Annotated in this window: 25 protein-coding genes and 4 pseudogenes; 22 read left to right on the top strand and 7 right to left on the bottom strand. The window is 57.5% G+C overall.

What is annotated here, in order from left to right; genetic code table 11:
* Window positions 1-46: 46 nt before the first annotated feature.
* The 3 genes from EJ076_RS10345 to EJ076_RS10335 all read right to left on the bottom strand — a co-directional run bounded on the left by EJ076_RS10345 (window position 47) and on the right by EJ076_RS10335 (window position 2581).
* Entirely contained in the window at window positions 47-1396 is a 1350-nt protein-coding gene (locus EJ076_RS10345; protein ID WP_164548596.1) for a sorbosone dehydrogenase family protein, read from the bottom strand.
* Window positions 1393-1833 (bottom strand): DUF2231 domain-containing protein, encoded by a 441-nt coding sequence (locus EJ076_RS10340; protein WP_109670924.1) that lies wholly within the window; start codon window positions 1831-1833, stop codon window positions 1393-1395. The genes EJ076_RS10345 and EJ076_RS10340 overlap by 4 nt, the downstream gene beginning before the upstream one ends.
* Before the next feature lie 139 nt (window positions 1834-1972).
* Window positions 1973-2581 carry an alpha-ketoglutarate-dependent dioxygenase AlkB gene (locus tag EJ076_RS10335; protein WP_109671181.1) on the bottom strand — a complete coding sequence of 203 codons (609 nt, stop codon included), beginning with the start codon at window positions 2579-2581 and terminating at the stop codon, window positions 1973-1975.
* 258 nt (window positions 2582-2839) lie between these two features.
* Between EJ076_RS10335 and EJ076_RS10330 the strand changes: the two genes are divergently transcribed.
* The 6 genes and pseudogenes from EJ076_RS10330 to EJ076_RS10305 all read left to right on the top strand — a co-directional run.
* Entirely contained in the window at window positions 2840-3160 is a 321-nt protein-coding gene (locus EJ076_RS10330) for a GNAT family N-acetyltransferase (RefSeq protein WP_348639816.1), read from the top strand.
* A 963-nt stretch (window positions 3161-4123) separates the two neighbouring features.
* Window positions 4124-4288, top strand: coding sequence for a DUF3309 family protein (locus tag EJ076_RS10320; RefSeq protein WP_109670929.1), 165 nt, complete (start codon window positions 4124-4126; stop codon window positions 4286-4288).
* Between the two features lie 80 nt (window positions 4289-4368).
* Window positions 4369-4539 (top strand): hypothetical protein, encoded by a 171-nt coding sequence (locus EJ076_RS35145; RefSeq protein WP_164548595.1) that lies wholly within the window; start codon window positions 4369-4371, stop codon window positions 4537-4539.
* A gap of 312 nt (window positions 4540-4851) precedes the next feature.
* Window positions 4852-5014 (top strand): annotated as a pseudogene (locus tag EJ076_RS10315) (leucine zipper domain-containing protein); the annotation flags it as partial.
* 144 nt (window positions 5015-5158) lie between these two features.
* Window positions 5159-5986, top strand: coding sequence for a PRC-barrel domain-containing protein (locus EJ076_RS10310; protein WP_126067740.1), 828 nt, complete (start codon window positions 5159-5161; stop codon window positions 5984-5986).
* A 505-nt stretch (window positions 5987-6491) separates the two neighbouring features.
* Window positions 6492-7275, top strand: a pseudogene (locus EJ076_RS10305) (hypothetical protein); the annotation flags it as partial.
* 224 nt (window positions 7276-7499) lie between these two features.
* On the opposite strand, the gene EJ076_RS10300 reads toward EJ076_RS10305, so the two are convergent.
* Entirely contained in the window at window positions 7500-8789 is a 1290-nt protein-coding gene (locus EJ076_RS10300; protein WP_206438781.1) for a divalent metal cation transporter, read from the bottom strand.
* 93 nt (window positions 8790-8882) lie between these two features.
* Here EJ076_RS10300 and EJ076_RS35140 point away from each other — a divergent pair, with 93 nt between their 5' ends.
* The 3 genes from EJ076_RS35140 (at window position 8883) to EJ076_RS36130 (ending at window position 11209) form a co-directional block, all read left to right on the top strand.
* Window positions 8883-9329 (top strand): hypothetical protein, encoded by a 447-nt coding sequence (locus EJ076_RS35140; RefSeq protein ID WP_164548594.1) that lies wholly within the window; start codon window positions 8883-8885, stop codon window positions 9327-9329.
* 167 nt (window positions 9330-9496) lie between these two features.
* Entirely contained in the window at window positions 9497-10024 is a 528-nt protein-coding gene (locus EJ076_RS10295) for a ferritin-like domain-containing protein (protein WP_109670938.1), read from the top strand.
* An 810-nt stretch (window positions 10025-10834) separates the two neighbouring features.
* Window positions 10835-11209: a KTSC domain-containing protein gene (locus tag EJ076_RS36130; protein WP_348639815.1), complete on the top strand. Its 375-nt coding sequence runs from the start codon at window positions 10835-10837 to the stop codon at window positions 11207-11209.
* A gap of 249 nt (window positions 11210-11458) precedes the next feature.
* Here EJ076_RS36130 and EJ076_RS10280 read toward each other — a convergent pair whose 3' ends face one another.
* Both EJ076_RS10280 and EJ076_RS10270 read right to left on the bottom strand, forming a co-directional pair.
* Window positions 11459-11770 carry a hypothetical protein gene (locus tag EJ076_RS10280; RefSeq protein WP_109670944.1) on the bottom strand — a complete coding sequence of 104 codons (312 nt, stop codon included), beginning with the start codon at window positions 11768-11770 and terminating at the stop codon, window positions 11459-11461.
* Between the two features lie 778 nt (window positions 11771-12548).
* Complete coding sequence (locus tag EJ076_RS10270; protein ID WP_109670949.1) at window positions 12549-12980, bottom strand: hypothetical protein; 432 nt, start codon at window positions 12978-12980, stop codon at window positions 12549-12551.
* Window positions 12981-13543: 563 nt separating this feature from the next.
* Between EJ076_RS10270 and EJ076_RS10265 the strand changes: the two genes are divergently transcribed.
* Window positions 13544-14296 carry a Crp/Fnr family transcriptional regulator gene (locus EJ076_RS10265; RefSeq protein WP_109670952.1) on the top strand — a complete coding sequence of 251 codons (753 nt, stop codon included), beginning with the start codon at window positions 13544-13546 and terminating at the stop codon, window positions 14294-14296.
* Between the two features lie 178 nt (window positions 14297-14474).
* Here EJ076_RS10265 and EJ076_RS10260 read toward each other — a convergent pair whose 3' ends face one another.
* Window positions 14475-14678 (bottom strand): hypothetical protein, encoded by a 204-nt coding sequence (locus EJ076_RS10260; RefSeq protein ID WP_126067737.1) that lies wholly within the window; start codon window positions 14676-14678, stop codon window positions 14475-14477.
* A gap of 575 nt (window positions 14679-15253) precedes the next feature.
* On the opposite strand from EJ076_RS10260, the gene EJ076_RS10255 reads away from it, so the two are divergent.
* From EJ076_RS10255 to EJ076_RS10190, 12 genes and pseudogenes are all read left to right on the top strand, one after another.
* Window positions 15254-15553: a DUF1236 domain-containing protein gene (locus tag EJ076_RS10255; RefSeq protein WP_109670956.1), complete on the top strand. Its 300-nt coding sequence runs from the start codon at window positions 15254-15256 to the stop codon at window positions 15551-15553.
* Between the two features lie 75 nt (window positions 15554-15628).
* The gene (locus EJ076_RS10250; RefSeq protein WP_164548593.1) at window positions 15629-15838 is read left to right on the top strand and encodes a hypothetical protein; all 210 of its coding nucleotides are present in this window, start codon (window positions 15629-15631) and stop codon (window positions 15836-15838) included.
* A 919-nt stretch (window positions 15839-16757) separates the two neighbouring features.
* The gene (locus EJ076_RS36125) at window positions 16758-17282 is read left to right on the top strand and encodes a helix-turn-helix transcriptional regulator (protein WP_348639814.1); all 525 of its coding nucleotides are present in this window, start codon (window positions 16758-16760) and stop codon (window positions 17280-17282) included.
* A 73-nt stretch (window positions 17283-17355) separates the two neighbouring features.
* Window positions 17356-17658, top strand: a complete 303-nt coding sequence (locus EJ076_RS10235) for a hypothetical protein (protein ID WP_109670962.1) — start codon at window positions 17356-17358, stop codon at window positions 17656-17658.
* Between the two features lie 626 nt (window positions 17659-18284).
* Window positions 18285-18677 (top strand): DUF982 domain-containing protein, encoded by a 393-nt coding sequence (locus tag EJ076_RS10230; RefSeq protein WP_245462995.1) that lies wholly within the window; start codon window positions 18285-18287, stop codon window positions 18675-18677.
* 677 nt (window positions 18678-19354) lie between these two features.
* Window positions 19355-19524 (top strand): annotated as a pseudogene (locus EJ076_RS36120) (ATP-dependent DNA ligase); the annotation flags it as partial.
* A gap of 59 nt (window positions 19525-19583) precedes the next feature.
* Complete coding sequence (locus tag EJ076_RS10215) at window positions 19584-19721, top strand: hypothetical protein (RefSeq protein ID WP_245462994.1); 138 nt, start codon at window positions 19584-19586, stop codon at window positions 19719-19721.
* Window positions 19722-19786: 65 nt separating this feature from the next.
* Window positions 19787-19983 (top strand): annotated as a pseudogene (locus EJ076_RS35715) (hypothetical protein).
* A gap of 120 nt (window positions 19984-20103) precedes the next feature.
* Window positions 20104-20289: a hypothetical protein gene (locus EJ076_RS10205; protein ID WP_109670967.1), complete on the top strand. Its 186-nt coding sequence runs from the start codon at window positions 20104-20106 to the stop codon at window positions 20287-20289.
* 243 nt (window positions 20290-20532) lie between these two features.
* The gene (locus tag EJ076_RS10200) at window positions 20533-20730 is read left to right on the top strand and encodes a DUF3606 domain-containing protein (RefSeq protein WP_109670969.1); all 198 of its coding nucleotides are present in this window, start codon (window positions 20533-20535) and stop codon (window positions 20728-20730) included.
* A gap of 340 nt (window positions 20731-21070) precedes the next feature.
* A complete protein-coding gene (locus EJ076_RS10195) occupies window positions 21071-21331 on the top strand; it encodes a hypothetical protein (RefSeq protein WP_126067736.1) in 261 nt (86 codons plus the stop codon).
* Window positions 21332-21832: 501 nt separating this feature from the next.
* Window positions 21833-24223: an FdhF/YdeP family oxidoreductase gene (locus EJ076_RS10190; RefSeq protein WP_109670974.1), complete on the top strand. Its 2391-nt coding sequence runs from the start codon at window positions 21833-21835 to the stop codon at window positions 24221-24223.
* Window position 24224: the final 1 nt, after the last annotated feature.

Raw genomic sequence — 24224 nt, 5'->3', positions numbered from 1 at the left:
GGCTCGGTGCTGTTTCTCGCGGCACGCGTTATACGAGAAGAAATATCTACCGGGATGCGGACGTCACGCGCCAGACCGTGTTTCCGACATCGTCCGCTATCAACAGCGCCCCCGCCTTGTCGACGGCAACTCCGACGGGCCGCCCATGCGCCTTGTTGTCGTTGTCGAGAAAGCCGGTGACGACATCCTGCGGCTTGCCTTGCGGATGGCCGTCCTTGAACGCTACGAAGACGACTTTGTAGCCATTGAAGTGCTTGCGGTTCCAGCTGCCATGCTCGCCGACAAAGGCGCCGTTGCGATAGGGGTCCGGCAGGTTGGTTCCGGTGTAGAACACCAGGCCCAACGGTGCGACATGGGAACTCAAGGCATAGTCCGGAGGGATAGCTTTCGCCACCAGATCCGGCCTCTGCGGCATCACGCGAGGATCGACATGCTGGCCGTAATAGCTGTAGGGCCAGCCATAGAACGCACCGTCCTTGACCGATGTCATGTAATCGGGAACCAGATCGGGACCAAGCTCGTCACGCTCGTTGATGACCGCCCACAGCGCCCCGCTCCGCGGCTCCCAGCTCAGCCCGTTCGGATTGCGCAGCCCGCTCGCGAAAATGCGATAGCGCCCGGTGGCCCGGTCGACCTCCCAGATCGCGGCCCGGTCCTTCTCGGCCTGGATGCCGTTCTCGGTGATATTGCTGTTGGAGCCGATCCCGACATAAAGCAGCGACCCGTCAGGACTGGCGACAAGGGATTTGGTCCAATGGTGGTCGATCGGCCCACCAGGCAACGGTGTGAGTACGGTGCCGGGGGCGGTGATCTTGGTGTCGCCCGTGGTGTAGGGGTAACGCACGATGGCGTCGGTGTTGGCGACGTAGAGATCGTTGCCGACCAGGGCCACGCCGAAGGGCGAATTGAGATGATCGAGGAATATGTCCTGGACATCGGGCATGCCATCGCCGTTCGTGTCGCGCAGCAAGGTGACGCGGTTGCTTCCTTCATTGCCCCCGCCCGAGGTCGCCATGGACTCGATCCAGCCCATGATCAGGTCTTTCGGACGCTTGATCGCAGCACCGGGCGGCGCCACGGACTCGACCACGAGAATGTCTCCGTTCGGAAGTGTGTAGAGCGAGCGCGGATGCTTCAGTCCTTTCGCGAAGGCTTTGATCTGCAGGCCCTTGGCGACCGTCGGCGTCTCATCCTGTTTCCACCCGATGATCGAAGCGACGTGCATCGGCGGAATAAGATACTGAGCCAATTGAGGCAGTGTCGGGTTCGCTCCGACCTGGTCACCTGGGTCCGGCTCATCATTGCTGCACGCCGGCAGTGTGAGGAGCAATCCGCACAGCAGACCGAGACCTGCCGCGCGTTGGACATATCGGCTGGAGAACACTATGGCGCTCATTCGACCACCTCCACTCGATTGTGGTCGGAACTCCATCCCAGCAAACACACGAGGAGCAGGACGATCACGGCCGCGACTGACAGGGTGAGCCCTGTCGGCATCACCGAGGTCCAGGCATCGCGGCTATGCACGAGCGCGTTGAAGAACGCTATGACGAGCACGACGAGGTTGCCGAGAAGTGAGGGCCACGCAGACCTTGCCGCACCGGAAAGTCGACCGGTGAACAAATCGACAAGGGCCGCTAGAGCCGCAAGCACGCCCACGACCAGGCCGGCGAAGAGCAGCCAGGCGGAAAAATCGGCCCACATCATTTCCGCGCTTCGCCAATAGGTCACGTCGGTCAGCAGCGTACCGATGAAACACGCCTTGGCCACCGCCATCGGCGTTTTATAGAACGGGCGCTTGGCCACCAACGAGTTGGATTCCGTCCTGGCCATGGAATCTCTACCTTTGAAAGCTGGATCTGTCTTCCAAACCATCTTGGGGTTGGGAGGTTCCCCAGGACGGTTTGCGATCAAGAACTCGTGAAAGCATCGCAACGCGATTTCAAAGCTCAGCAAGAGCGCAAAGCGATGTTCAATTTCGAGACCGCAAAGTCCGCAAGGTGATCGAGTATCGATGCAGGTCAACCGGCGGAATGCTGTGCTCCCATTCCGTACGCGATGGTCCGGTCATCAGATAGGCCGACCTTGGCTCGACGCCGATGGTCCGGCGATCCCATTTGGCGCCGCTCTTTCGGCGGAGCCGGAAGATGCAAGGCGCCAGCAACGAGACGCCGGCTACATCTTCGAAATGAGGCTTGTCTCGATGCCAGCCAATGCCAGCGCCGGGTCGGTATTCGTTGATCAATACCTGCGCGAAGGCCTCGGCGGGCCGGCTCGCAAAGGCCGCAACCTTCACGCGTAGGGGTAGCAGAAAGTCGGGTATGGGCGGCGCCTCAAGGACCTCGCGTCTGTCATAGTCGTAGCGCAGGCCAAAACCGACGACGCGCCGGTTTGCCAGATGGCCATGGAAATCGAACGCCTCGAAGGGCAGGCCTTCAAGATGCCGGGCGAGCTCCGCTTCTTCCTGTGGTGTTATCAATTCCGACTGATAGACGAAGCCTTCGGGCAGATCGTCGCCGGCGCCGAAGAGATCGCGCTGGCGCAGGGATGCGCCGGATTTTTTTGATTTGAGCGTCGACATCATGGCTAGATGGTGAAGGCCAGCCCATCAGGCAATGTCAGGAACCGAGCCACATTTCGTCGCGGATCCTGCAACGAAGTTCGTGGCCCCAACTCTATACCCGGACATCGACCTCCAACCTCGCAACCCGAAGTCACGAAGTAAGTTCTATCAGCATGCTCCCGATGCAGGAATTTCCGGATCAGCCTTCGAATGCCGAGCAGGCAAAGGCGCAGGCTGCCGCCCTGTACAAGTATAATGTAGAAACCACCGAAGTGGATGATCGGGCGTCGATCGGAGCCGAGTTATGCGATGCGTCCGGAAAGATATTGGGCGGCCTTTGGGACGGACGAAACTCGGGCTTTGGTTTCTCGATATGTTTTCCTGCCCCAGCATCTGCGTAGACGGTGGCTCGGCGCGCGCCTTTTGGCCCAGGTCGAGGAGGAAGCGAGACGACGCGGGTGCAAGGGAGCTGTCGTGGAAACGAGCAGCTTCCAGGCGCGCCAGTCCTACACCAGCCAAAGTTATGAGGAATTCGCTCGGGTCGATTTCGGAGTTGAGCAATACGCCCGCATCTGTCATCGAAAAACTTGGACGTAGACATCAGCTAGCCGTTGCGGTCAGGTGATTGGCCAACCTTGGGCGCGCGATCCGGTTAACGGCTTGCCCCTCCACCAAACGCCTTTCGGAATCCAAGCCTCACGATCAAGAGACCGGCTATACGTTGCTGTCAAAGTCTCACCCGTGGCCGTGATATGATCCAGGAAGCGATGCTTCCCGTGGATTTGTCCCAAAGAATGATTGGGATAGCAGGAGCATGGCCAGTGACAGAGCGCAGCGGCAGTCGAAAAGCAGCCCAGAACTGTCTGCGATACCGATCCTGGAACTCCTTTTTGCTCAAGCGAAGGGTTGGCATTCCCTTGCGAGGCTTGACGGTACGAGTGTCGATACGCTTTGCCAGGCAGCGGGCCGGTGGGGCCGGGGTGTGAAGCCGGGGAACCAATCCTGTTCTCTTTGCCTCCAAGCCGATGCGGCCTGCGTGGAAAACCGACATGGGGCATGATTGTTCCACCGCGGCGGGCAGCATCGAGGACGCGCTTCTCGACGCAAAGTGGATGCGCCGCGCAACAACGCCCTCCACCGCGCGTTGACCTTTGCCAATTTCACTCTGGCTACTCCAGAACTTCGAGCCCGTTGGCTAGCCGCTGGCGGCTTTTTTTGCCACCGGAGCATTTCGTCTGGGAGTTCCGGAACAATTCGTTATCGACCCGGGTTCATCCTCTGCCAGCTGTCCCCTCAACTGCTGCCGATTAGATATCCCTGATCAGCCCGCTTCTCCCCTAACAAGGAAGGGTCGGTGAGGCTGAGCACTGTCTCTCAACAGAAGGAAAGGAAATCACGGACTGGATCAAATCAAGGCAAATGGCTGCAGTTCAAGGTTAAGGCCAAGGAACAATGGGGCAATCTCCCCGACGCCGGAACAGAAAGCTTCGTTTCGAGTTCATATTCAGCGCATAGGCGCTGCACGTGCCTGCATGCGGGGTTAGTACGGAGGAACCATACATGGGTCTCGGCACAATTCTGATCATCATTTTGATCCTTGCTCTGCTTGGCGGCTTCAGCGGCCTCGGCGGCGGCCCCTTCTATGGTACCGGCTACTATGGGGGCGGCGGCCTCGGTTTACTGCTGATCATTGTCATCATTCTGGTTGTCCTCGGTCGTCTCTAGCTCATCAGCCAGCGATCCCTGAGCTTCCTGAAATGGAGTGCAACCACAGCGGGGCATTCCGCTAAAGGAAGGAGGTCGTTATGGCCAAGTTCCGCTTTGAGACCGTCGAATTCGGCAAGACCAAGACTTTCGACGAAAGTCTTGCCAGCGCAGACCTTGCCAGCCCCCGAGCAATCGAAATCGCCCGCGCTGCTTTGATGGCGACCCCTTCAGGCTGTTCAATCAGGGTTTATCGATTTCGAACGCGTTAGCAAAAAATTCCTCACAGGGGGTCTCCAAGCTGAATGTTCCCTTCGTATGCTCCAACGCCGATGGGGTGGCGAAGTTTCTTCGACGGACTTAAAATGGCTGAGCGTGAAGACTGGAAGATTTCAACACCAAGACAATGTGCAAACGGTTGATGGCGAAGGGCTCGGGAAGTCCCGCCGTGCAGCGCGATTGAAGCAGCCCTAGGATGTCCCCCTATCCAGGAGGCTATCCATCGGACTGGACCGAGGAGACTGGAGTTACCAGGCTTTGGCACACACCGGAGGCCCCGAATGACAAGGATGCGCGCCACAAGCATGCCCGTCTCACGCCTCTGCGTGAGAGAAGGCACCTTTTGCAAAGCCTGTGCGGTGCGGGCGTATGGTGTCTTGGCCAAGAGTGGCGCGCCGGGTCGAGCGCTATAAGACCGAAGGCCGGGCTGGCATGACGGACTGTTCCTCGCGGCCTGCCCTTATGCCACAGGTCATCGTCGCATTACGGGACTAGAAAACCCCGAGAAGATTGATAAACCGCTGTTTGCAATGGAACATTAGCCTTAGCGAATGGTTTGTTTGAGGAGCGCTCATATGAAGCGGCGCGCACTCAAACCGCACGAGGTACGTCATGTTCTATAAGCTCCTTGCTACCACCGCACTCGCCACGTTCATCGCATCCGGTGCCTATGCAGGCAATGTGATATCTGCTGCAACCGCTGCCCAAAATGTTGCCGTCCAAGCTATTCCTGATGGCAAGCTGGTCTCGAAGTTCATGGGAGTGGAAGTCTACAATGGCACCGGCGACAATGCCGAAGATATCGGCGAAGTAAATGACATCCTCCTATCGAAGGACGGCACAGCTAAGTTTCTGATCATCGGCGTCGGCGGCTTTCTCAAGGTTGGTGAAAAAAATGTCGCTTACGACTTCGATAAGGCCCAGTGGGCCGAAAAGAACGCCAAGCGATGGTTGGTCATCAGCGCGACTAAGGAGGAACTGACGGCCCTGCCCGCATTCGATACAAAGGCATACGATGCCTCCCTTTCGACCGCTTCGACCAAGCCCGCGACGCCGACCGTGACGCCGGCGCCGGCGAACTCGGCAACAACGGTCGATAGGACGACACTCACTGAAATGCCGATCGACAAAATCCGCGCTGAGGATCTGATTGGCACAACTGTCTATGGTGCCGACGATGCGAATGTGGGCAAGATCGGGGATGTGGTGCTGACCGGTGACAAGAAGATTGATGCGGTCATTATCGACGTCGGCGGTTTCCTCGGCATCGGCGCCAAGGAGGTGGCTGTCGGCTTTGAAAAACTCAAATTCATGACAGACAAGGACGGTAATAAATATCTCTACACAAATTTCACCAAAGACCAACTTACGGCGCAGACCGCGTACGACAAGGGCACCTATGTGCAGTCGCGGGATAAACAGCGCCTGATCGTCAAGTGAGTTCGTCAAGGCGAGCCCGCGAACTTTGGTTTGCGGGCTCATCTCGATTCGATTTCAGCGTCTAAGTTGAGCGGTTCGAATCGGCAGACGAGTGATCAGCGGAACGAGATACCAAAGGACAGCAAGCTTCCTCCAACCAAGATGGCGCCCACCCCTGCCAATTCCCTACTATGGAAGCGGCACCGTGACCGCCACGTAAAAGTCAGTCGCCACGCCGAGCAGGATCGGCGCAAGCGCGGCTGCTATGAAGGCAGCGGCTGCTTTTCTGATGAAGTTCAGATACTGTAATTGGCTTTATCAAGCGCGGCTTAAGCCGACAGCGGACGGAAGCAAATCACAGGATTCGAAAACGGTCGTCGGAACGAAACGACCCTCAAGCAATTGTTACTTCGTCTCAGCGTTTTATTAGGAGGAGCTCATGGGACGCGGTATCTTGCTATGGTTGCTCGGGGTTCCGATCCCCATCATCATTCTGATCATGCTCTTTGCGCGTTAGGGGGTGGAAATGCAAACGATCCTTTCACCGACCGACGTCTCGCCGGTCACCGAATCTTCGTCATCGGCTGGATCGAGCGCCTCCGCCACAACCTTCGCGATTTCGACCGCTGCCTGGCTTGTCGTGGTGCAGTGGCTATCAGCGGGTGTCGGCGGCTATCTTACCGGTCGGCTGCTCACCAAATGGGTGAACGTCCACACCGACGAAGTCTACTTTCGTGACACCGCTCACGGTTCCTCGCCTGGGCCTTGGCAACGTTACTGGTTGCCGGTGTTCTCGGCACGGCTCTTTCCTCAGCGCTGGGTTCGGGTGTGCAAGCAACTTCCACCGTGGCCCCTGGCGCCGCGGTGGGACCTCCTCAGCAGCGAGCAGCGTGGCACCCCTAACTGATAATTTTCTCGGCTATTTTGTCGATACGCTGTTTCGGCCAACAGATACCGGAACAGTAGCCGCAGCTGGCCAAAACGATGCATCCGCCATCGGACAAGCAACACGCATCTTAATCACCAGCTCCGCAAACGGCCAGGTCTCAGCTGACGATAAAACCTACCTGACGCGACTGGTCGCTTCCCGCACTGGTCTGTCGGAGACGGATGCGAAGACCAGGGTCGACACTGTTCTTGCCAACCTTGAGGCTGCAAGAAACAAGGCCAAAGCAACCGCCGACACTGTCCGGAAAGCCAGCGCCAGTTTCGCGCTGCTGGGCGCCCTGTCGTTAGTGATTGGGGCGTTCATAGCAAGCGTTGCTGCAGCGGTAGGTGGGATGCAGAGAGACGAGGAGGAGGCACTGTTTGCTCGCAGCAACGACGTTCAGCATCCGGAATCCTCAACTGTCACCTCGACACCGGACATAGCCGCGGCGAAGTTATCATCTCGCGCATGGGTTTGGTCGGCGGAGTTGGGACGCGATCACTAGGAAGCTTGACCGCGGCGAGGAGAAGCGTGCGAGCCCCGACAGAATTTCGACGGCTCGCTGCGCACCGCCAATCGTCGGCTCTCTTCCATCCGAACTAGAAATCAGGTGGATAGCTGAAAGATCATCACCATAGCTGCAGCCGCCATGATAGCTGTCGCAACCCATCCCATCAGCCGCATTGCCAGTGGCACGGTTGTCTTGCCCATCACATCCCGTCGAGCCGTCATCAGCATCATAACTGCCATCACGGGCACAGCCACCATGCCGTTGATCACTGCGCTCCAGTAGAGCGCCTTGATGGGATTGATCGGCGTGAAGTTGAGACAGGTACCGGCCAGCGTCGCTATCGCAATTGTCGCGTAGAACGCCTTAGCCGCCAGCGGCTCGCGTTCGAGGCCTACAGGCCATTTGCGCGCCTCACCAAGGGCATAGCCGGCCGAGCCTGCCAAAACCGGAATGGCAAGCAGCCCCGTTCCGATAACACCGAGCGCGAAGACAGCAAATGCAAACTCACCGGCGACGGGACGCAATGCTTCAGCCGCTTGGCCGGTTGTTTCAATATTTGTGATGCCCTTGGCGTGAAGGGTCGCGCCGGCTGTGATCATAATCGCGAGGGCGACCAGGTTGGAAAACGCCATACCGACATAAGTATCCAGGCGGATGCGATGAATTGCATGCTGCGCCTGCGCTGGCGCCTTCTTGAGCGGCTTGCGGCCAGGCTTGGCCTTTTCGTCCTCCACCTCTTGGGAAGCCTGCCAGAAGAACAAATATGGACTGATTGTGGTGCCGAAAATCGCGACAACGGCTGTCCAAAACGACGCGTCAGCCGAGAACCGCGGGATGAGCAGACCTTTTGCCACTTCATCCCAAGGGACCTGAACGAACATCACCGTGCCGAAATAGGCGAACAGTGAGACCGTCAGCCATTTGAGTATCGAAACGTAGCGGTGGTATTTCAGAATGACCTGGAGCCCGACCGACATGACCCCGAAGACAACAACGTAAAGTACAGCCGGACCGCCAACGATAAGCTTCAAGGCGTCTCCCATGGCTCCGAGGTCAGCTCCGATATTGATGGTGTTGGCTATAAGGAGCAGGGCAACGACCGCCTGAAGCAGCCAGTTGGGGTAATAGGCTCGCATGTTGCCGGCGATGCCTCGCCCCGTCGTGCGGCCGATGCGTGCGCTGATCTCCTGGATTACCGACATGAGAGGGTAACTGAACAGCATCGTCCACGTCAGGGCGAAACCGAATTGCGCGCCGGCCTGTGAATACGTGGCGATGCCGCTTGGATCGTCGTCGGAAGCTCCGGTGATAAGGCCGGGGCCAAGCACATCGAGCAACCTAGGCTTGGCGCGACCGAATCCAGGCTTCGTAATTTTCGTGGTCAAGTCTCGCGTTCCCAAGATGCCCTCAGTCCGTCAACGACCTGACCAGAAAAAGGCTCCAGCGCTAGAATCATTATAGTAGGATTTGCTAAAAGAATGGCGCGGGAGGTCGGCCTCGGTGAATGGTGGATCATTGAATGGCGGAAGAGCATCCCGTTTCAATGCGCACAAAAAAGCACGGATCAATGCGTTGCAGTCTTGAGCATCCTGCTCGAAGCGGGATTGCCCGTGCAGAGCATATTGGCCAAGCAGATGGACCGCAAAGAGCCAGACGGGTACTACCGCAGTTGCGATCAGACCGAGCAGGTGCGATGGAAATCCGTTTCCGTGCTGCCTCAGAAACTTATCAACATAGTCGCAAGTCGGGGAACGCAGGCGTTGCGTTCAATCAGACCTGGTTTGGATTGGCGGGGAAGGCCCAGGTTCCGGCAGCGCATCGTTCTCGGCCGGATCGAAGGCGCCATGATGGCGATCGCCAAAGCCAGCGTTCCCGGCTTCTCATTCGCCCACATGAACTCATCTGGCGATCCGCCGACGGCATGAACACACCAATAGCCGGCGGTGCCTAATGCCCAGCTTGTCGTCGTATTCGTCTTCTCGTCTCAGCCCGGGGGACGAGTCTCAAATATTATGCGGATAGGGGAACTCCCGGCTTCTCTCCGGGTTAGAAAATGCCCCAACGGGTCATTTCAAACAAGGAGGACACAACGATGGCAACCACCAAGAAGGCAAGTGCCAAGACCAAGGGCCTTGAGGATCTGTTCCTCGATGGGCTCAAGGATATCTACTATGCTGAGAAGAAAATTCTGAAGGCCTTGCCGAAGATGGCCAAGAACGCGGATGACGAGCAGGTCACCGCGGCCTTCGAAAAGCACCTTGCGGAAACCGAAGGCCAGGTAGAACGGCTCGAGGAGGTTTTCGAAATCCTCGGCGCGCCTGCGCGCGGCAAGACCTGCCCCGCCATCGACGGCATTCTGGAGGAAGGATCGGAAATACTCGATGAGTATAAAGGATCGACGTCCCTGGATGCCGGGCTCGTCGGCGCGGCGCAGGCTGTCGAGCATTACGAGATCGCTCGCTACGGCACGTTGATTGCTTGGGCCACCACCCTTGGCAAGGATAACGTGGTTGAATTGCTAAACGCGACCCTCGAGGAAGAGAAAGCTACCGACGAGGCCCTGACGTCACTGGGTGAAGGCGGGGTGAACGACCGGGCGGCCGAACTGCAAGCAGCTTGAATTGCGGCCGGTTTTTCCATGGCTCCGGCGTGGCCGCCGGGGCCATTTTTCTTCTATGGCCGGATCGCTACGCGGAGAGAATCCCTACTATCGAATGACCTTCAACACATTAGTGGCCAGGCTAACAAGCGTTGAACCTCTTGGGCTATGAAGTCCCTGATTGAGTCGGTCGCGATATCTGCAGCTTCACACTGATCCGATGGGAAGGATCAAGGTACGCGCGGCGCTGCAAACATACGCTGGCTGGAAATCTCTCATCTTTCTAAAATCTGTTCGAACCTGCACTGCCTGGGGGCCTTGTCGGGGCGCCATCGCTTTCGAAGTCATGCGGCGAGCTTTGCTGAATCCATCCCATTGTAGTCGGCCCAGGTCACGGTCTTTTTCATGACTTGAAGGCACCATCAAGCTTGAAGCGAAGATCGTAATGCAGCCGCATGGCCGCATGTTTCTGAATCCGAAGTCGGCTAGATTTGGCGATCGAGCGTTCGCCGCAGGAGGTGTCCATGGCTGGAAAGTCATCAGAGATCCAATAATTACTCGCCTGCGCTAAGCCGTCCAGTTGAGGAGCGAAGTAGCTTCGCCGCAGCAATTAGCTTCGTGCGGCTGCCGCCATACCTGTTGATTAGCTCGTGGACTTGGGTTGTGGCAATGCCGTTCTGCCGTGCAAGTTGCCTAACCACATAAGCTTCACTGCCCGAAATTCGGTCCCGGTCGCGAGGATAAAGGTTTGCCGCATCGGCCGTCATGCGTAGTCTCCCGTGCTCACGCTATATCTTCGCCAACGCAAGAGTTGCTATTTAGTTGCCGCTCATGTGCACGCTGACGGTACGTCTGGTGCGCGCAAGCTGGGAGCATCTGCGGTTGCATTTTTTCCCGCCGATGGAACTTTCGGCCGGCGCAAATCTTCGTTTGCCGAAGGTGTCCTCGACCCTCGAGGTGGCCGGCGAGGGTTATGTAAAGAGGTGTTCCCGGATGCCCTCAACCTCAATACGCAAAACCGAATATGATCCTGACAAGCGAGTCCTGTCTGTGTGGTTTGTGGCCAGCGGCAAACGGTATGAGTTTGAGGGCGTGCCGCCTGAAATCTTTGCCGAGTTCCGTTCCGCTTTTGCCAAGGGCCGCTATTTCAACGAACATATTCGCAATCGCTTCCGATATCGTCTGGCCGATAACAATTCTGGATGATCTGCTCGGAGCACCAGTTCGCCGGTTTGCGGCTTGGTTTTCGGCCATTTAAGGTGAGCGCAACCGACAGGCAGTAAGTTTTTCAGTCGTCATGATTGGCTTTCGCAAGGGCTTCGGCCTCATGGACTAGACTCGGCCAGGAACCATGGCCTCCTCGCTTGGACGACTCCAGCCGGGCGGGTCTGTTCTAAGTCATGCGAACCAATTTGGCCCGGCTCGGGCTTCCATGTTTCTCTTTAATCGGAGTCGCTAGCGCACCTCATCTCGAAGAGCCGTCGTCGTGCGCGCAACGGGCGTCCAGTCAGTAATCGCATCGGCATCGACGGTGATCAAACCGCCAGCCTTCAAGGTGACCTTTTGGGATTCTGCATCGATTCGACTGACCTTCCCTCTGAGCTCAAGTTCGTCGCCCGGTTCGGTCCTCTTTGGTGCTGGCATCGAATGGGGAAAGGCATAGGACGGAATGCTGACACTTGCTCGCGCACCATCCAGCATTCTAAGCACGGTCACGGTTATCGCAACTTCGTCGCCTATGCTGATGTCCGTAACTTTCCAAGCCATAAAGAGACTCTGGGGCGGAAATCCTAGTCGTCAAGGGACTGCTAATATTCCGTCGGTGAACTGCAACAAAAAGCTTATCCGCCCGTTTTCACACGCCAGGTCACACTGGCTACTCCAGACCTCCCTCCCGCCGGCTGAAGGTCGGCGGGTCTTTTGATAGCGCGGACAAGCGATGCACGCGTTCCTTTCTCCAGTCTATGTGAGGTCCGATTTGCCAGGCTCGCGCCAACGGATCGACCACGTCGAAGTAGCTGCCGACGAACTCCTCAAATGGGCAAAACGTGGCCCCAGATGGCACAAGGCGATGATCCTTTGCAGGTCAGCTTTGGAGGGCGATCCTATTAACCCGCAAATAATACGCAAGGCTTTCGCGGCTGCGGCTAAGGAAGCACAGATGTTGCTCCCTTCCGATTAGAGTCGCTTGCCTCATCTCACCAGCTGTGTTTTGCACTTGCGGCGCCACCACAACCCAGTCGCATCGTGCCAGCTGATCAGCCCGAAAAGCCAGTCAGCCCGCTACGGTCTCAACGTTTCCGCCGGTCACTTGCCGCAACCGGCGGCGAAGCCTTCATGCACGGCGCTGCATTGCGTAGGGTCTCGCCTCCTCTATGGACAAGGCGGCTTGCCCTGCTGCCCCCTCGCCTCTACAACTCGTGCATTCACAGGAGCAACCGCATTGCGGGAAGAACGGGACCAAGGAGCGCCACTTGGTCCCGCGAAATCGTGCACCCACCGCGCTTCGAACAAGCTTCAATCGTTGTCGCCGTTCTAGGCAATCTCAGTGCCACATTCTCTCCCTGAGCCATTTGAGAAACCTGTTCTCAGCGATTGTCCGACGGACTCTAGCGGCAGCCCATTGCCCTCCTATCGTGGTCCCGACATGGCAACTGCAGACGATGTCGTGCAATTCCCAGTCAGACAGTTCGAAGAAGCGTTTTGCTTCTCCATAGGTGTCATCCTTCAGGCCGACCGCACGTAGTACCGGATCCTCGAGGGCCACTGTGATTGGTGAGCCCTCATTGCGTGCTGCGTCGCGGGCTTGCCCCTTCAGATGCTCAGTGCCAGTCAGCGCTCCCAAGCGTCGCTCGGGATGTTCGTCCAGCAACTTTGCCCAGCGCTCGATGCGCTGTTGCCGGGTCATGATCGGGTATGTCGACAAGGGTTCCACTTCTGCGATTGTCTGCAGTTGGCTTAGGGTTTGGTGTTTCATGGTCGGCTCCTTTTGATCGAAGTCCCCTTCTCAACAAAAATTATCGCGCGACGACGCGCCGACAAGGCCGGGTAGGCGGCTTCTCGACGGACAATCGCGATTACCAAATTTTGACGAATGCTGCGCATTGCTCCGCCGCTGCCGACGCTCGAACTGACCCACGTCCCCCCAAAATGGGATCAAAGCCGCCCAGAACGGTTTCAAAGCCGGGTTATTTTGGACAGTTCGCCACCCCGCTGACCTGCTTCACCTCAATAACCGCGACTTTCGCGACACCGCGCTGAAGAGAGGCGTGGAATCCTGGTCGAGCTGATCCCAAAGGACATGGAAGGTGGGTCCGACAAGATTGTCTGTTTCGTACCAATCTCGGTTCTGTACGTTTCCAACACTAACCTTCTCCGTGGGTCCTTGTAATAATCCGACGGAGGAGCCGCCGTGCATCAATTCGCTTTCCGCTGTCATTTCTTTGCCACAAGGCGTAAAGTCACCAGATCGCCCGCACGTTTGCACGGGCGCGAACGACAGGGAGATTGGAAGGCTCTTGCCCCAAGCGGGATTGAGCTATGACCAATCCACTAAACCTTTCCTACAAGAATGGATTGCTGGGTCGGCTGAACGCGAATGACCTCGCGCTCCTGGAGCCGCACTTTGAGCGGCGTACCCTCGACTTGAGAATGAGATTGGAGACTGCCGATTCAAAGATTGAGGCGGTCTACTTCCTTGAGGAAGGTCTCGGCTCTGTTGTTGCGAGGGGCCCGAACGGAAGCGACGCCGAGGTCGGACTCATCGGCTTCGACGGAATGACAGGCACTGCGTTGGTGATGGGCGTCGACGTCGCGGCGCATGAATGCTTCGTCCAGTTGGCGGGTAGTGCGGTCCGAATTGAAGCGGAACCATTCAATGCCGCTCTTCGGATTAGCCTTAGCCTGCGGCTCTTTCTTTTGCGTTATGTCCACTATCTCCACATTCAGGGCAGCTATACCGCTCTAAGCAATGTGCGAGCAAAAGTGGAAGACCGTTTGGCGCGATGGCTGCTGATGTGCGACGATCGGGTCCTTGGAAACCATCTTGCAATAACCCATGAGTTTCTCGCAGTGATGCTCGGTGTGCGGCGCCCAGGTGTTACCGTGGGGCTGCAGGTGCTCGAAGGGCTTGGGCTTATCCGTTCGCGACGAGGGGAAATCACCATTCGCGACCGCGCCGGCCTTGAGGTACATGCAAATGGCACCTATGGGAAATCGGAGGCTGCGTACGCTCGCCTGATCGGAGGTATCAGCCGATTTGATTTCCCCTTGTCCACGGCGGTTTCTGGCTAGGAGCCAGGTGAACACACCTGACATCATCTCCAGAAGCTCCTTAGCCGAAGCAGGTCTCGCTCCCCGCCCAGCGATACTCATCCAGGTTCTCCCAGGACGTTCCCAAGCTACTGCTGCTGCTATTGTGAGCCGATACACCCCCGGTTCAATTGATGGTAAAAACCGTACAGGTCTGGGGTTATGAATCCCACTGGTCCACCGAAGGCTTCCCCTGCTGAGCCTGATCGATGGCAAAAAGTAGTAAGGCTAGCGTCGGCGACAGCTCGGGTTCGACCGACAGCCTGAAGTGCTTCTGTACGTGATGACGATTGTCCGCGTCGCGTATCAACTCTCGAAGAGAGTCAGCGACGGTTTTATGACCGGCCTTGTCGTGCTTTGTCATCACGTTATCCCCGAGTCCTTCCCCTAATTCACTAGCCGAAAAAGGGTTCCCTGCTGGGTCGGGAATGTTTAGTAGAAATTTCCGAGCGAGGAAGCAGATACAAGTCCTCAGTTCGGCCACATAGGCGCGAGCGGGACAATCGCCAGACGCCGAGAGGCTGCCCGGCCCGTCGGTCAAGAGATTGCGCCCCGGCGAAAGAGGGTTGAGAAACCTGGTCTTCGGCTCCGTCGCGCACCGGTTCCAAGAACAGCCGGGCGCTTGTGGGTCCTAGCATAAACCCCTGATGGCCGGGCCAAAATCGTCCCGTGGCCCAAACGTTGCCGGGACGGCGCCAACCTTACCGGCTCTGCCATCGTGGCGGAGGGGCCGGCATCAAGCGGTGGGGATTTTTTTGCTCGGTTGTGCATTGGGCGAGGAGGGTCAGATCACATCAGGCACCGCGTATCCGTGACCAGACCTTAGTCCCAAACCGGCTCCGACCGAAGCCCAATCCCGGGAACGTTTGCTGTCCTCCAAAGTTCGATTGGACTGACGGGCGACGAATTCGTCCGGGCAGTTTTGCAAAGGAGAAAATCATGAAAATACGTCTTACGGGCGCCGCTGCCGCGTTGTTGCTTTTCGCCGGTGCTGGCGCCGTTGCTGCTCAGGACGTGGTCATCACGCCCGAACAGGATACCGTCATCCATGAGTATGTGAAGAAGCAGCCCCTAGCATCGCTGAAGGTTCCCGGCGTGGAACTCAATGTCGGCACAGCACTCCCCGACACAGTCGAGCTTCATGAAGTTCCCAATGTCAAATACCGCTACGTCGTAATCGACAACCGGACGGTTCTTGTGGATCCCGGCACCCGCAAGATCGTCAAGGTTTACGACTGACCTATGGAATGTCCCCAACCCGCCGCCAGCCAGCGGCGGGTTGCGCATGCCAAGCTCCATCTATCAGGACGAGATATGATGAACATTGAACTCGAAGCGTCGCATGCCCTCGTGGTCCGCCTGGCTGATCTGCAAACCAGAATGCGGAAAGCGCGGATAACGGCGGCCGAAATGAAAACCTTTCAAAAGGTCGCATCAATAATGGATGACGGTCACGGCCAGATCGATGGCGACGACCTGATCGCGGCATCGTTTCTTGTCGATCCCAATCAGCAGCAGACCTAAGCGAGCACGCCGACTAGCCTGAGCCGGCGTTCCTCGTGGCTGTACCGACCAACGTCCAATCGAGAGGCGCAAAGGTCCGCGCATCGAAACCTAATGCATTCCATCTGCATTGACCGGGAACCGGCGAAGAAAGTCCCTTCATCGCCGGTTGATTGGGTGCCCGCCACCTCCTTGTGATGTGGCGGGCACCCAATTGTCGGGAGAGCAGCATGCAGTTCGGCGAGATCATCGCGAATGTCCAGACCGCCGCCTTCTTGGCGCGCCTGCTGGCAATTGCGTTGTTTCTAATTGGCCGACCGCTTTGGTCTGAACCTAGAGTCCGGATGGTCATCCTTATGCCGGTCGATCCCGTGACCACGGCTGCAGTGAGGACTGGCACTCAACCCGACCTGCGGAGACGCTTGATATCAAGCTGCTGCCAAGACTCGAACGGCATTCGCCTGATTCTCGCGGCTATATGAAGATATTGTACGAAATCAACCAATCCGGTCTGCCGGGAACATCGCTCAACCACCGAACGTTATTTTGCGTCAGGGACCGGAACTTTCACTCCCTCCGGTCCTAAGGCCTGCTACTGTAGTGTGGACAGGTCGGAGGCTTCAGGTTATGCGGGACCGCCGTACCGTTAGAGCCTGCCTAAGTCCTCACGATATGGCAATTTGCCAGCGTGTGTTCGACCAGGTTTGCGCAGACGAAGACCTGGACCCCTTAGGCCGAGATGCTGAAGTTATAGCGTCGATGGTTGTCGGGATTTTTCGCAATGCTCATACCAATGAACGCCAACTGCTGGAGGCGATCAGGTCACTTCGTCCTTCAAAGGTTGCAAATAGGACCGGCTGAGGCGTAGGTCGCCGCACTTCGTGACTGTAGCCACCTTGGCGCAACCCTTGGATGATTCCTTGCCGCGCAAGTGCCTCTCATGGCCGATGATGCCCGGCTTTACCCAATGGGTCGCTGGCCGCTTCATACCCTTTGGCGGCGCTTTCCAGCCACGGTACGGCAAAGATGGCTGTGCCGATTTTACCGCTGCCTAAGCGTCCCGCGCGTTCTGGCGCCTGCCGGTGGCCAGCCGCATGCACTGCAGCGGCCATCATGCGGCAATGATGATAGGTCGAGGGAACATTTTAGCTATATCGAATGTTCAACTCTTATGGACAGCCGAAACCTACTCTCAGCAGATCAATCAAGAGCAGCACGTGCCCTGCTGAACTGGTCGCGAGTGCGCTTTGCCGGAAAGGCCAATCTCAGCGAAATGACGATCAGCGATTTTGAGAACGGCTTTAGGAAACCGCGTCCCCCCAACATCGCGGCCATGCGCCAAGCGTTTGAGGACGCCGGAATTATCTTCACCATCGAAGGCGCTCCATCGCTAGCCCGCCCTGAAGGTGATAGCGGTCTCGCCACCGACAATAGAATGTGGCGCCGCCGGCAGAGAAAAGCATAAAGGCAAAGGCCCCTCGAAAGCCGTGCATTAGCAACCCCTTGACGAACCGAAGGGCAGCGCCAGAATCCTATACATGGCGCGGGAAATCAATATTGGTGACAAGGTGGCGATCGTTGCCACTGTGGGCAAGCGCATCGAGGAGCGGGTGGCCCTGCATTTCCCCACCGCCACTTTCCCCTGTTCGATCATCGACCCCGAGGCCAAGCCAGGCGACAAGATCCGGTTCGAAGGTGAGGTCGTGCACGTCGATGACGACACAGGCCGTGTGACAGTGCAGGCGCTTGGCCGTATCACGGTCGATGCCAATTCTGTCCGGCTATTGAGGAAGTTCCGAAGGCCAAAAGGCAGTAAGCCGCTGCGTGACAAGGTAGACTAACTGCCCCGGCGCACCTATGGGTTTGAGCGATCCTTCGCCATAGCATTGAAAAGCAGCGTGCACGCCACAAGCGAAACGACCCCTCCTGACAGGCCGTCCCCGGTCAGGCCGAAAAAATAGACCGTCTCAAACGCCAACGCTGCCATTGCTGTACCCACCATGTGGATTTGGTATCGCCAACATAGAACCGTTAGAGAACACTAATGTTCCACCTCTAGACTCTCGCCCGCAACGGCAGCACCTGTCCTTTGGGAGAAACGGCGCAAGTTCCGCAGGCTGTCCTGTGCGACCGCGTGTCTTGACTGAACTTCGACAACCGCCCGCGACCTGCAATGGTGTCCATACGTGCCCAGACGCAACAGCGTTCGCGCGTATTGCCTTGTTTGGCCAATGCTTCGCCAGGCCTTTTGTGGAGATCGCAATGCCAACCCCTTTGTCGTCGTATAGCTCCTCGCCCCGGTTGAATGAATTGACGGGGCTGTGATGATGATCGCCGCGCCGACTTCATCAACGGGAGGCGGTTTAGGTGGAGGTCTTCCGAAACGAAGGAAGCCCGTCACCGAAGGGTCACGACGGATGATCGAATGGGTATCTCGATCTGGGCCATCAACGGCGTCTAGTGGAAGATGTTCCAGAGCGGTCCGCGGCTCAGGAATAACGGAAAGCGGGGCGCCGAAACCAAAATGCTATCGGCGCGTTATGCAGCTCTCTATGCAGCAGGCCGTGCGATGGGCGCTTTCTCACCGCTTCAAATCAGGTTGTTGGATGATAAATCTATATCGGTCTCTTCGATCTGTGAAGCGGAACAGGCGCTTCTGGGACAGTGGCCAAACAAGCGAGCGGCGGTTCACCGGGATGCTTGCCGGTTGATCGCCGCGGCAAAGGACGGCACATGCAACCCGGCCATCGCCTTCGCGGCATTCAAAGCCGCTGCGATCGAGCAGCGCCTTCTGCAGCCGACAAGCAAAAGTTCGGCGTTGAGGATGTTGAACAATGTGACAAAGGACCTCGAGGCCTGAGCCTCAATTCCAAACAAGCCCGCTGCCGCGATCTAGGTGTTTGCGCCCGGTCTGTTCTCGGCTCACCCCGCCGAGATCAGGCCGGTACTATTTGGTGAACAATAGCAATGGTCCAGAGATCGAATGAGAGTGGCGTGAGCCACCCCGCAAATGACAACCATGATCACGCGCCTAGATTGCTGGACGCCGACCCTTTGACCGACGGGGAAAACATTTGCCGAACTTGTTAGGGGTACTGAGCGCATGGCTATTTTGGTGGTTCTAGCAATGGGGGCCGGTTGATGTTGGTGCCCGCTATCTACCTTGCACTGACCCACGGGAGATGAACCAAGCGCTGCCGCTTCGCTTGAGAGCGCATCTTCGCCTAATCCACCAGCAAGCTTATGCTTTGGCCGCTCGTGCCAAATGACTTGGCGCAGGTCGTGCATGTCGACCTGCTGACCGGAAATCGGACCGGTATAGAAGTTGTCATCCTCGTCGGCCGGCTCGCCACCGTGCCGCTTGCCAGGGATGGGTGGTTTAAGGTCATAGCACCGTCATCTCCGCCAAACATTCAATTCGTCTAAAATGTTCCGGAACTATTTTAGCGCAAGCTGATTGAATCCTGGCTTGTGAGTCCGGTATGCATGCATTTGAAGTTCGTCCCGCCTCGAATGACTGGGAATTCCAAACGCGCTGTCCGAGATCGGCTTTGGAAGCGCGTATAAGAGCACGCAGGGCCGCCGCCAAAGGGCCTGAAGCGGCCCGCGACGCAATGGGTAAGCCGGGGCTGATCGGCCGTGTGTGGCACCTCCGCGGCGAGGAAGACCTCCGGCACGCTTCACTGCAGGATTTCAGGGTAGAATGAGCAAACGCGGGAGTGAATTTCTCTACCATTGGATATCGGACCACCTACCGGACGCTCCGATGGTCGACCCGGTTCTGATGGTGATTGAGATGGCTGTTGATGCAAAAAGGGCGGCCGAAGCCCAAGGCATCCCAGGCCAGGAGATTGATGAAGAAATTGGCCAAATCTATCAGTTCATCATGCGGGACTTGCGCTGACCTTGCCAGGCGGTAGGCGAGGAATATAATTCTCCCGTTGCGGCGATCCCCCTCATACGGCTGCCATAGCCACATCGAAACCTTCCAGGCAGGTATGCTGAAATCGAGCGCTTTCTGGCGGCGGCGGAAGCGCTGCACTTGAGCATCATCAAGCCCTTCAGATCGCCGCATTGCGACCACTATCGGCAAGACGCGTGTCTTGCATGGCGTGTTGTTGAAAGCCGTGCGGGGACAATCAACGCTCCCGCAGTGGCCGGTGTGATCCGTTGCCCCCACGGGAGCGTCCACTGCACCCCGCAAAGCCGTTTGTTTTCATTGTGTGACTTTCCGTCCCAACCGCCATACCATTTCCCTTGGTGGCTGCCGCGAAGGGACGACGAATATGGCTTTTACTGTCATCTGGTATGGACGACAGGGCATCGTCGACAAGGAAATATTCCACGCCGAGAAAGCGGCAAAGGATCATGCAATCTCCCTGTTTCAGACCCGGAAGGGCGACGATGGAATCGTGTCCGTTGAAATTCGCAAGGAAAACGGCACTGTCGTTTTTAGCCATGCGGAGAACTAGACGAAATTGCCCGCCGACGGCGCGATGTGGACAGGCGCAATCGCGACTGGAATCCGACGTTCGGTTCAGGGACCTAGAGACTTCAGTCTTAGTTGATCTGTTGCTATGCTAATATGCATTTAGCTTTGGCATTGCTGGGAGAGATCCCAAAACACTGACCCGCAATGGCTGGTGCGGCCGCTTCACCCAAGCATCCCCTGGACCGATCCCGACGGGAGCATTAGACTGCGGAGCGGAGCTCAAATGGCCGGCGACAGGGACGATGCTATTCACGATCATCACGTCGAGTATTTCGCCTCGGAGAACGGTTTGTCTCCGGACCTGACTTGGGAGTTGATCCTAAAACACGGCAACAGCCGCAAGGCCGTGATCGAAGCTGCGCAGGGTTTGAAAGATGATGACAGGCAATACGGCCGACCAGCACCGCATGCGGAACGTTAGCTGTTTCGAATAGTTGAGTTCATGCTCGGATGTTGTCACTGGCATCCGGCGAAAGGCTGGTGGTTAAACTCATCAGCCGGCCCGCGTCTTGGTCCCTCCGTGGCGCGGGCTTTTATCGATCAGGCGAAGAGATGACCGACAAGCCGGCCACAAACCTACGTCGTGAGTGTGTCGAGAAGCCGCATTGGGTGCCGAAAAAGCCGACGGCCGTCGATAGATGAAAGGAATAAGCGACATGCGGGAACCGAGTTCAGAGGCGGACGTTTTTTCCTCCAGGTCACGCGTTTTTGCGCGGTTTGAATGACCTAGACGGAGGAAATTGAAATGAACACCGCTCACGATGGGCGCGATGGCGCTCGCAATGATGACGGGCTCAGCGCTGGCTGCTGGTAACACATCCGCACTTGACGATCCGGCAACGATGTCGCCGTTCTTCACCGATGCCGGCATGAAAACCTTGAGGTCGGAAGCGGATTTCAAGACCGCATGGATGGCCATGAAACCGGATGAAAAAAAGGCGGTGCTGAAAGACTGCGGCGACACCACGCTCAACAAGTCGCACGCGGACTTCTGCGCCATGGCGAAGAAGATGGGCGGCTGAAAATAACCTCCTGTGGCGCCGGACACGAACGCTCTAAAGGCGTAGTTCCCAAGCCTGATCTGGAGCCCGTTCCTTTGGCACGGGCCTTTTTTCGCGAGGAACACAAACGCCCTCCCTGAGCGGGCCAGCTTGGCGCTGACGTCCGTACCGTCTCAAAGCCGTGTCAGCGCGAATTGACGAAGTCAGTTCGTTCTTGGCTACCTGGTTGCTTGCGGGATATGCCTGCTGGGGATTCGCGCATCTCGCTGATCTCGCATATGCGGTGCGACGCTCGCACCTCTAGATCGTCTTGAACGAGCGGCGCGCTATGCCCTTCCCCTGCACATCGGCCAGAGGTCGGATTTGGTCGTGCCGACTGCCGAGAAGCGACCTCGAACGAAGCCACGAACCTTCGTGGAACCGCGCGCCAGATTCCAAGTTGCTATGTACCGGCGACAGACTGATCCGTGACCTGGATAGTGCAATACGTCGGCAGGCATCGCGTCGATAGGGTGAGACCAGATGAAAACCAGGCCGGCCACCATCAAACCGTACAGCGGACCGGTCGGCGGCTGGGGCTCAGCGAAATCCGTGGCGGGGATCATCGCAAGAGAGCACGTCCCTCTGAAGGCGCCAAAGCTGCTTTCGGTTCAGAATAAGCCTGAAGGATATATGTGCGTCAGTTGTGCCTGGGCAAAACCGGCGCAACCGCATCCGCTCGAATTCTGCGAAAACGGGGCAAAGGCGACGGCTTGGGAAATCACTTCCCGTCGGGCTGACCCCGCGTTCTTCGAAAAGCACACGCTAAGCGAGCTGGAGCTCTGGCCAGATCACGATCTGGAGGAACAGGGCCGGTTAACCCATCCCATGCGCTGGGATGCGATTAGCGACAAGTATCTTCCGGTGGGATGGGCGGAAGCTTTCGATGAGATCGGCAGGGAGCTGGGCGCGCTCGATCCTCATCAGGTCGACCTTTACACCTCGGGCCGTGCATCCCTTGAGGCGAGCTATATGTACCAGTTGTTTGCCCGCATGTACGGCAGCAACAATTTACCCGACAGTTCCAACATGTGCCACGAAAGCTCGTCAGTGGCACTTCCGGAAAGTATCGGCGCCTCTGTCGGTACAGCTATTTTGTCGGACTTCGAAAACACCGACTGTATTTTCTACATCGCCCAAAACGTAGGAACGTCTTCCCCGCGCCTGCTACACGACCTCCAGGACGCGGTCGACCGCGGCGTGAAGATCGTCACCTTCAACTTGCTTCACGAACGGGGGCTGGAGCGCTTCGTCAATCCGCAGTCGCCGGTTCAGATGCTGACCGGCAGAGAGACAAAGATCTCGACGGAATATTATCAGGTCAAAAATGGCGGCGATATCGCCGCCCTGTTCGGTGTCTGCAAGGCGCTCATCGAAGCCGACGACGCCCTCAAAGCATCGGGCACCAGCCGCGTAGCGGGAGAGGACGGCAAGCCGAAAGATCCGGATAATGCGGCAATGGTCGCATTCGCGGCCTCGATTGCCTCGGCCGACAAAAAGCATGTGCTCGACCATGATTTCATCAAGGAGCATACCGCCGGATACGAGGAGTTTGCTTTAGCTGCACGAGCTCACCAGTGGGATGAGCTGGAGCGGGTCTCCGGACTCAGCCGCGATCAGATGATGAAGGCGGCGGCCATCTACGCCAAATCCGATGCCGTGCTGATGGTCTACGGCATGGGTCTGACGCAACACCTCATGGGCGTCCAGAACGTCCATATGGTTTGCAACCTCGCGCTGTTGCGCGGCAATATCGGCAAGCCGGGAGCGAATATCTGCGCCGTCCGCGGCCATTCCAACGTTCAGGGACAGCGCACTGTCGGGATCACGGAAAAGCCGGGGCTGGCGCCGCTGGACAAATTGTCCGAGCTTTATGGATTTGAACCGCCCCGCTGGACCGGCCGCTCGACGGTCGAGACCTGCGATGCAATCATCAACGGCCAATCCCGGGCCTTTATCAGCCTTGGCGGTAACTTCCTGAAGGCGGTGCCAGAGACCACCGCTATGGAAGCGGGATGGCGCAAGCTGCGTCTGAACGTGCAGATCGCGACAAAGCTCAACCGCAGCCATGTCTTGCATGGCGAAATCGCCTATCTGCTGCCCTGCCTCGGCCGTATCGAGATGGACGAGCAGGCGACTGGTCCACAGGCCGTGTCGATAGAAAGCTCCATTGCCCACTTCCATGGTTCTCGCGGAAAAACAAAACCCGTAAGTGCAACCCTTCTGTCGGAACCGGCGATCGTCGCCGGCATAGCCAAGGCGACGCTTGGGAAGACCAGGGTTCCATGGGATGCCTGGGTCGGCAACTATGCGGAAATCCGCGACGCCATAGAACGGACGTACCCGGAAACCTTCAAGGATTTCAACAAGCGGCTTTTCAAGCCTGGCGGGTTCGCCAGGCCGTTGCCGGCACGCGAGCGAAAATGGGTGACGCAAAGCGGGAAAGCGAATTTCATTACGCCAGGCAAGCTCTTTCCCGAATTTTCCACCTCGGGCAGAACCGACGTTCTGCACCTTGCGACGCTGCGATCGAACGATCAGTTCAACACCACGATCTACGGCTACAGCGACCGTTTTCGCGGCGTTGAAGGCACGCGCCGGATTGTGTTCATGAACGGGGAAGACATCGTCCGGCTAGGCTTCGCAGATGGCGAAATTGTTGATGTGACTACGGCCATCGACGACAATTTCGTCCGCAAGGTGACTGGCCTGAGGATCGTTTCCTACAACATCGCGAAGGGCTGCTGCGGGGCGTATTTTCCCGAAACCAATCCGCTCTTTCCATTGGCGCATCACGACCCGAAGTCGAAGACGCCGTCATACAAGCTTTTGCCAGTCCGCCTTAGCCGATCGCACGCAACTCCAGATGGTTGAC

Origin of the sequence: Mesorhizobium sp. M7D.F.Ca.US.005.01.1.1 (genome assembly GCF_003952545.1) — a bacterium.
GTDB classification, from domain to species: Bacteria; Pseudomonadota; Alphaproteobacteria; order Rhizobiales; family Rhizobiaceae; genus Mesorhizobium; species Mesorhizobium loti.
The sequence above is the reverse complement of the archived record's forward strand: the minus strand, read 5'-3'. Positions and strand labels throughout refer to the sequence as shown.

Bases quoted from the DNA above. Each gene is read 5' to 3' on its own strand.
- EJ076_RS10345 (WP_164548596.1), bottom strand. From the start codon at position 1,396: ATGAGCGCCATAGTGTTCTCCAGCCGATATGTCCAACGCGCGGCAGGT.
- EJ076_RS10340 (WP_109670924.1), bottom strand. From the start codon at position 1,833: ATGGCCAGGACGGAATCCAACTCGTTGGTGGCCAAGCGCCCGTTCTAT.
- EJ076_RS10335 (WP_109671181.1), bottom strand. From the start codon at position 2,581: ATGTCGACGCTCAAATCAAAAAAATCCGGCGCATCCCTGCGCCAGCGC.
- EJ076_RS10330 (WP_348639816.1), top strand. From the start codon at position 2,840: ATGATCGGGCGTCGATCGGAGCCGAGTTATGCGATGCGTCCGGAAAGA.
- EJ076_RS10320 (WP_109670929.1), top strand. From the start codon at position 4,124: ATGGGTCTCGGCACAATTCTGATCATCATTTTGATCCTTGCTCTGCTT.
- EJ076_RS35145 (WP_164548595.1), top strand. From the start codon at position 4,369: ATGGCCAAGTTCCGCTTTGAGACCGTCGAATTCGGCAAGACCAAGACT.
- EJ076_RS10310 (WP_126067740.1), top strand. From the start codon at position 5,159: ATGTTCTATAAGCTCCTTGCTACCACCGCACTCGCCACGTTCATCGCA.
- EJ076_RS35140 (WP_164548594.1), top strand. From the start codon at position 8,883: ATGGCGCGGGAGGTCGGCCTCGGTGAATGGTGGATCATTGAATGGCGG.
- EJ076_RS10295 (WP_109670938.1), top strand. From the start codon at position 9,497: ATGGCAACCACCAAGAAGGCAAGTGCCAAGACCAAGGGCCTTGAGGAT.
- EJ076_RS36130 (WP_348639815.1), top strand. From the start codon at position 10,835: ATGTGCACGCTGACGGTACGTCTGGTGCGCGCAAGCTGGGAGCATCTG.
- EJ076_RS10280 (WP_109670944.1), bottom strand. From the start codon at position 11,770: ATGGCTTGGAAAGTTACGGACATCAGCATAGGCGACGAAGTTGCGATA.
- EJ076_RS10270 (WP_109670949.1), bottom strand. From the start codon at position 12,980: ATGAAACACCAAACCCTAAGCCAACTGCAGACAATCGCAGAAGTGGAA.
- EJ076_RS10265 (WP_109670952.1), top strand. From the start codon at position 13,544: ATGACCAATCCACTAAACCTTTCCTACAAGAATGGATTGCTGGGTCGG.
- EJ076_RS10260 (WP_126067737.1), bottom strand. From the start codon at position 14,678: ATGACAAAGCACGACAAGGCCGGTCATAAAACCGTCGCTGACTCTCTT.
- EJ076_RS10255 (WP_109670956.1), top strand. From the start codon at position 15,254: ATGAAAATACGTCTTACGGGCGCCGCTGCCGCGTTGTTGCTTTTCGCC.
- EJ076_RS10250 (WP_164548593.1), top strand. From the start codon at position 15,629: ATGATGAACATTGAACTCGAAGCGTCGCATGCCCTCGTGGTCCGCCTG.
- EJ076_RS36125 (WP_348639814.1), top strand. From the start codon at position 16,758: ATGGCCGATGATGCCCGGCTTTACCCAATGGGTCGCTGGCCGCTTCAT.
- EJ076_RS10235 (WP_109670962.1), top strand. From the start codon at position 17,356: ATGGCGCGGGAAATCAATATTGGTGACAAGGTGGCGATCGTTGCCACT.
- EJ076_RS10230 (WP_245462995.1), top strand. From the start codon at position 18,285: ATGTTCCAGAGCGGTCCGCGGCTCAGGAATAACGGAAAGCGGGGCGCC.
- EJ076_RS10215 (WP_245462994.1), top strand. From the start codon at position 19,584: ATGGTCGACCCGGTTCTGATGGTGATTGAGATGGCTGTTGATGCAAAA.
- EJ076_RS10205 (WP_109670967.1), top strand. From the start codon at position 20,104: ATGGCTTTTACTGTCATCTGGTATGGACGACAGGGCATCGTCGACAAG.
- EJ076_RS10200 (WP_109670969.1), top strand. From the start codon at position 20,533: ATGGCCGGCGACAGGGACGATGCTATTCACGATCATCACGTCGAGTAT.
- EJ076_RS10195 (WP_126067736.1), top strand. From the start codon at position 21,071: ATGGGCGCGATGGCGCTCGCAATGATGACGGGCTCAGCGCTGGCTGCT.
- EJ076_RS10190 (WP_109670974.1), top strand. From the start codon at position 21,833: ATGAAAACCAGGCCGGCCACCATCAAACCGTACAGCGGACCGGTCGGC.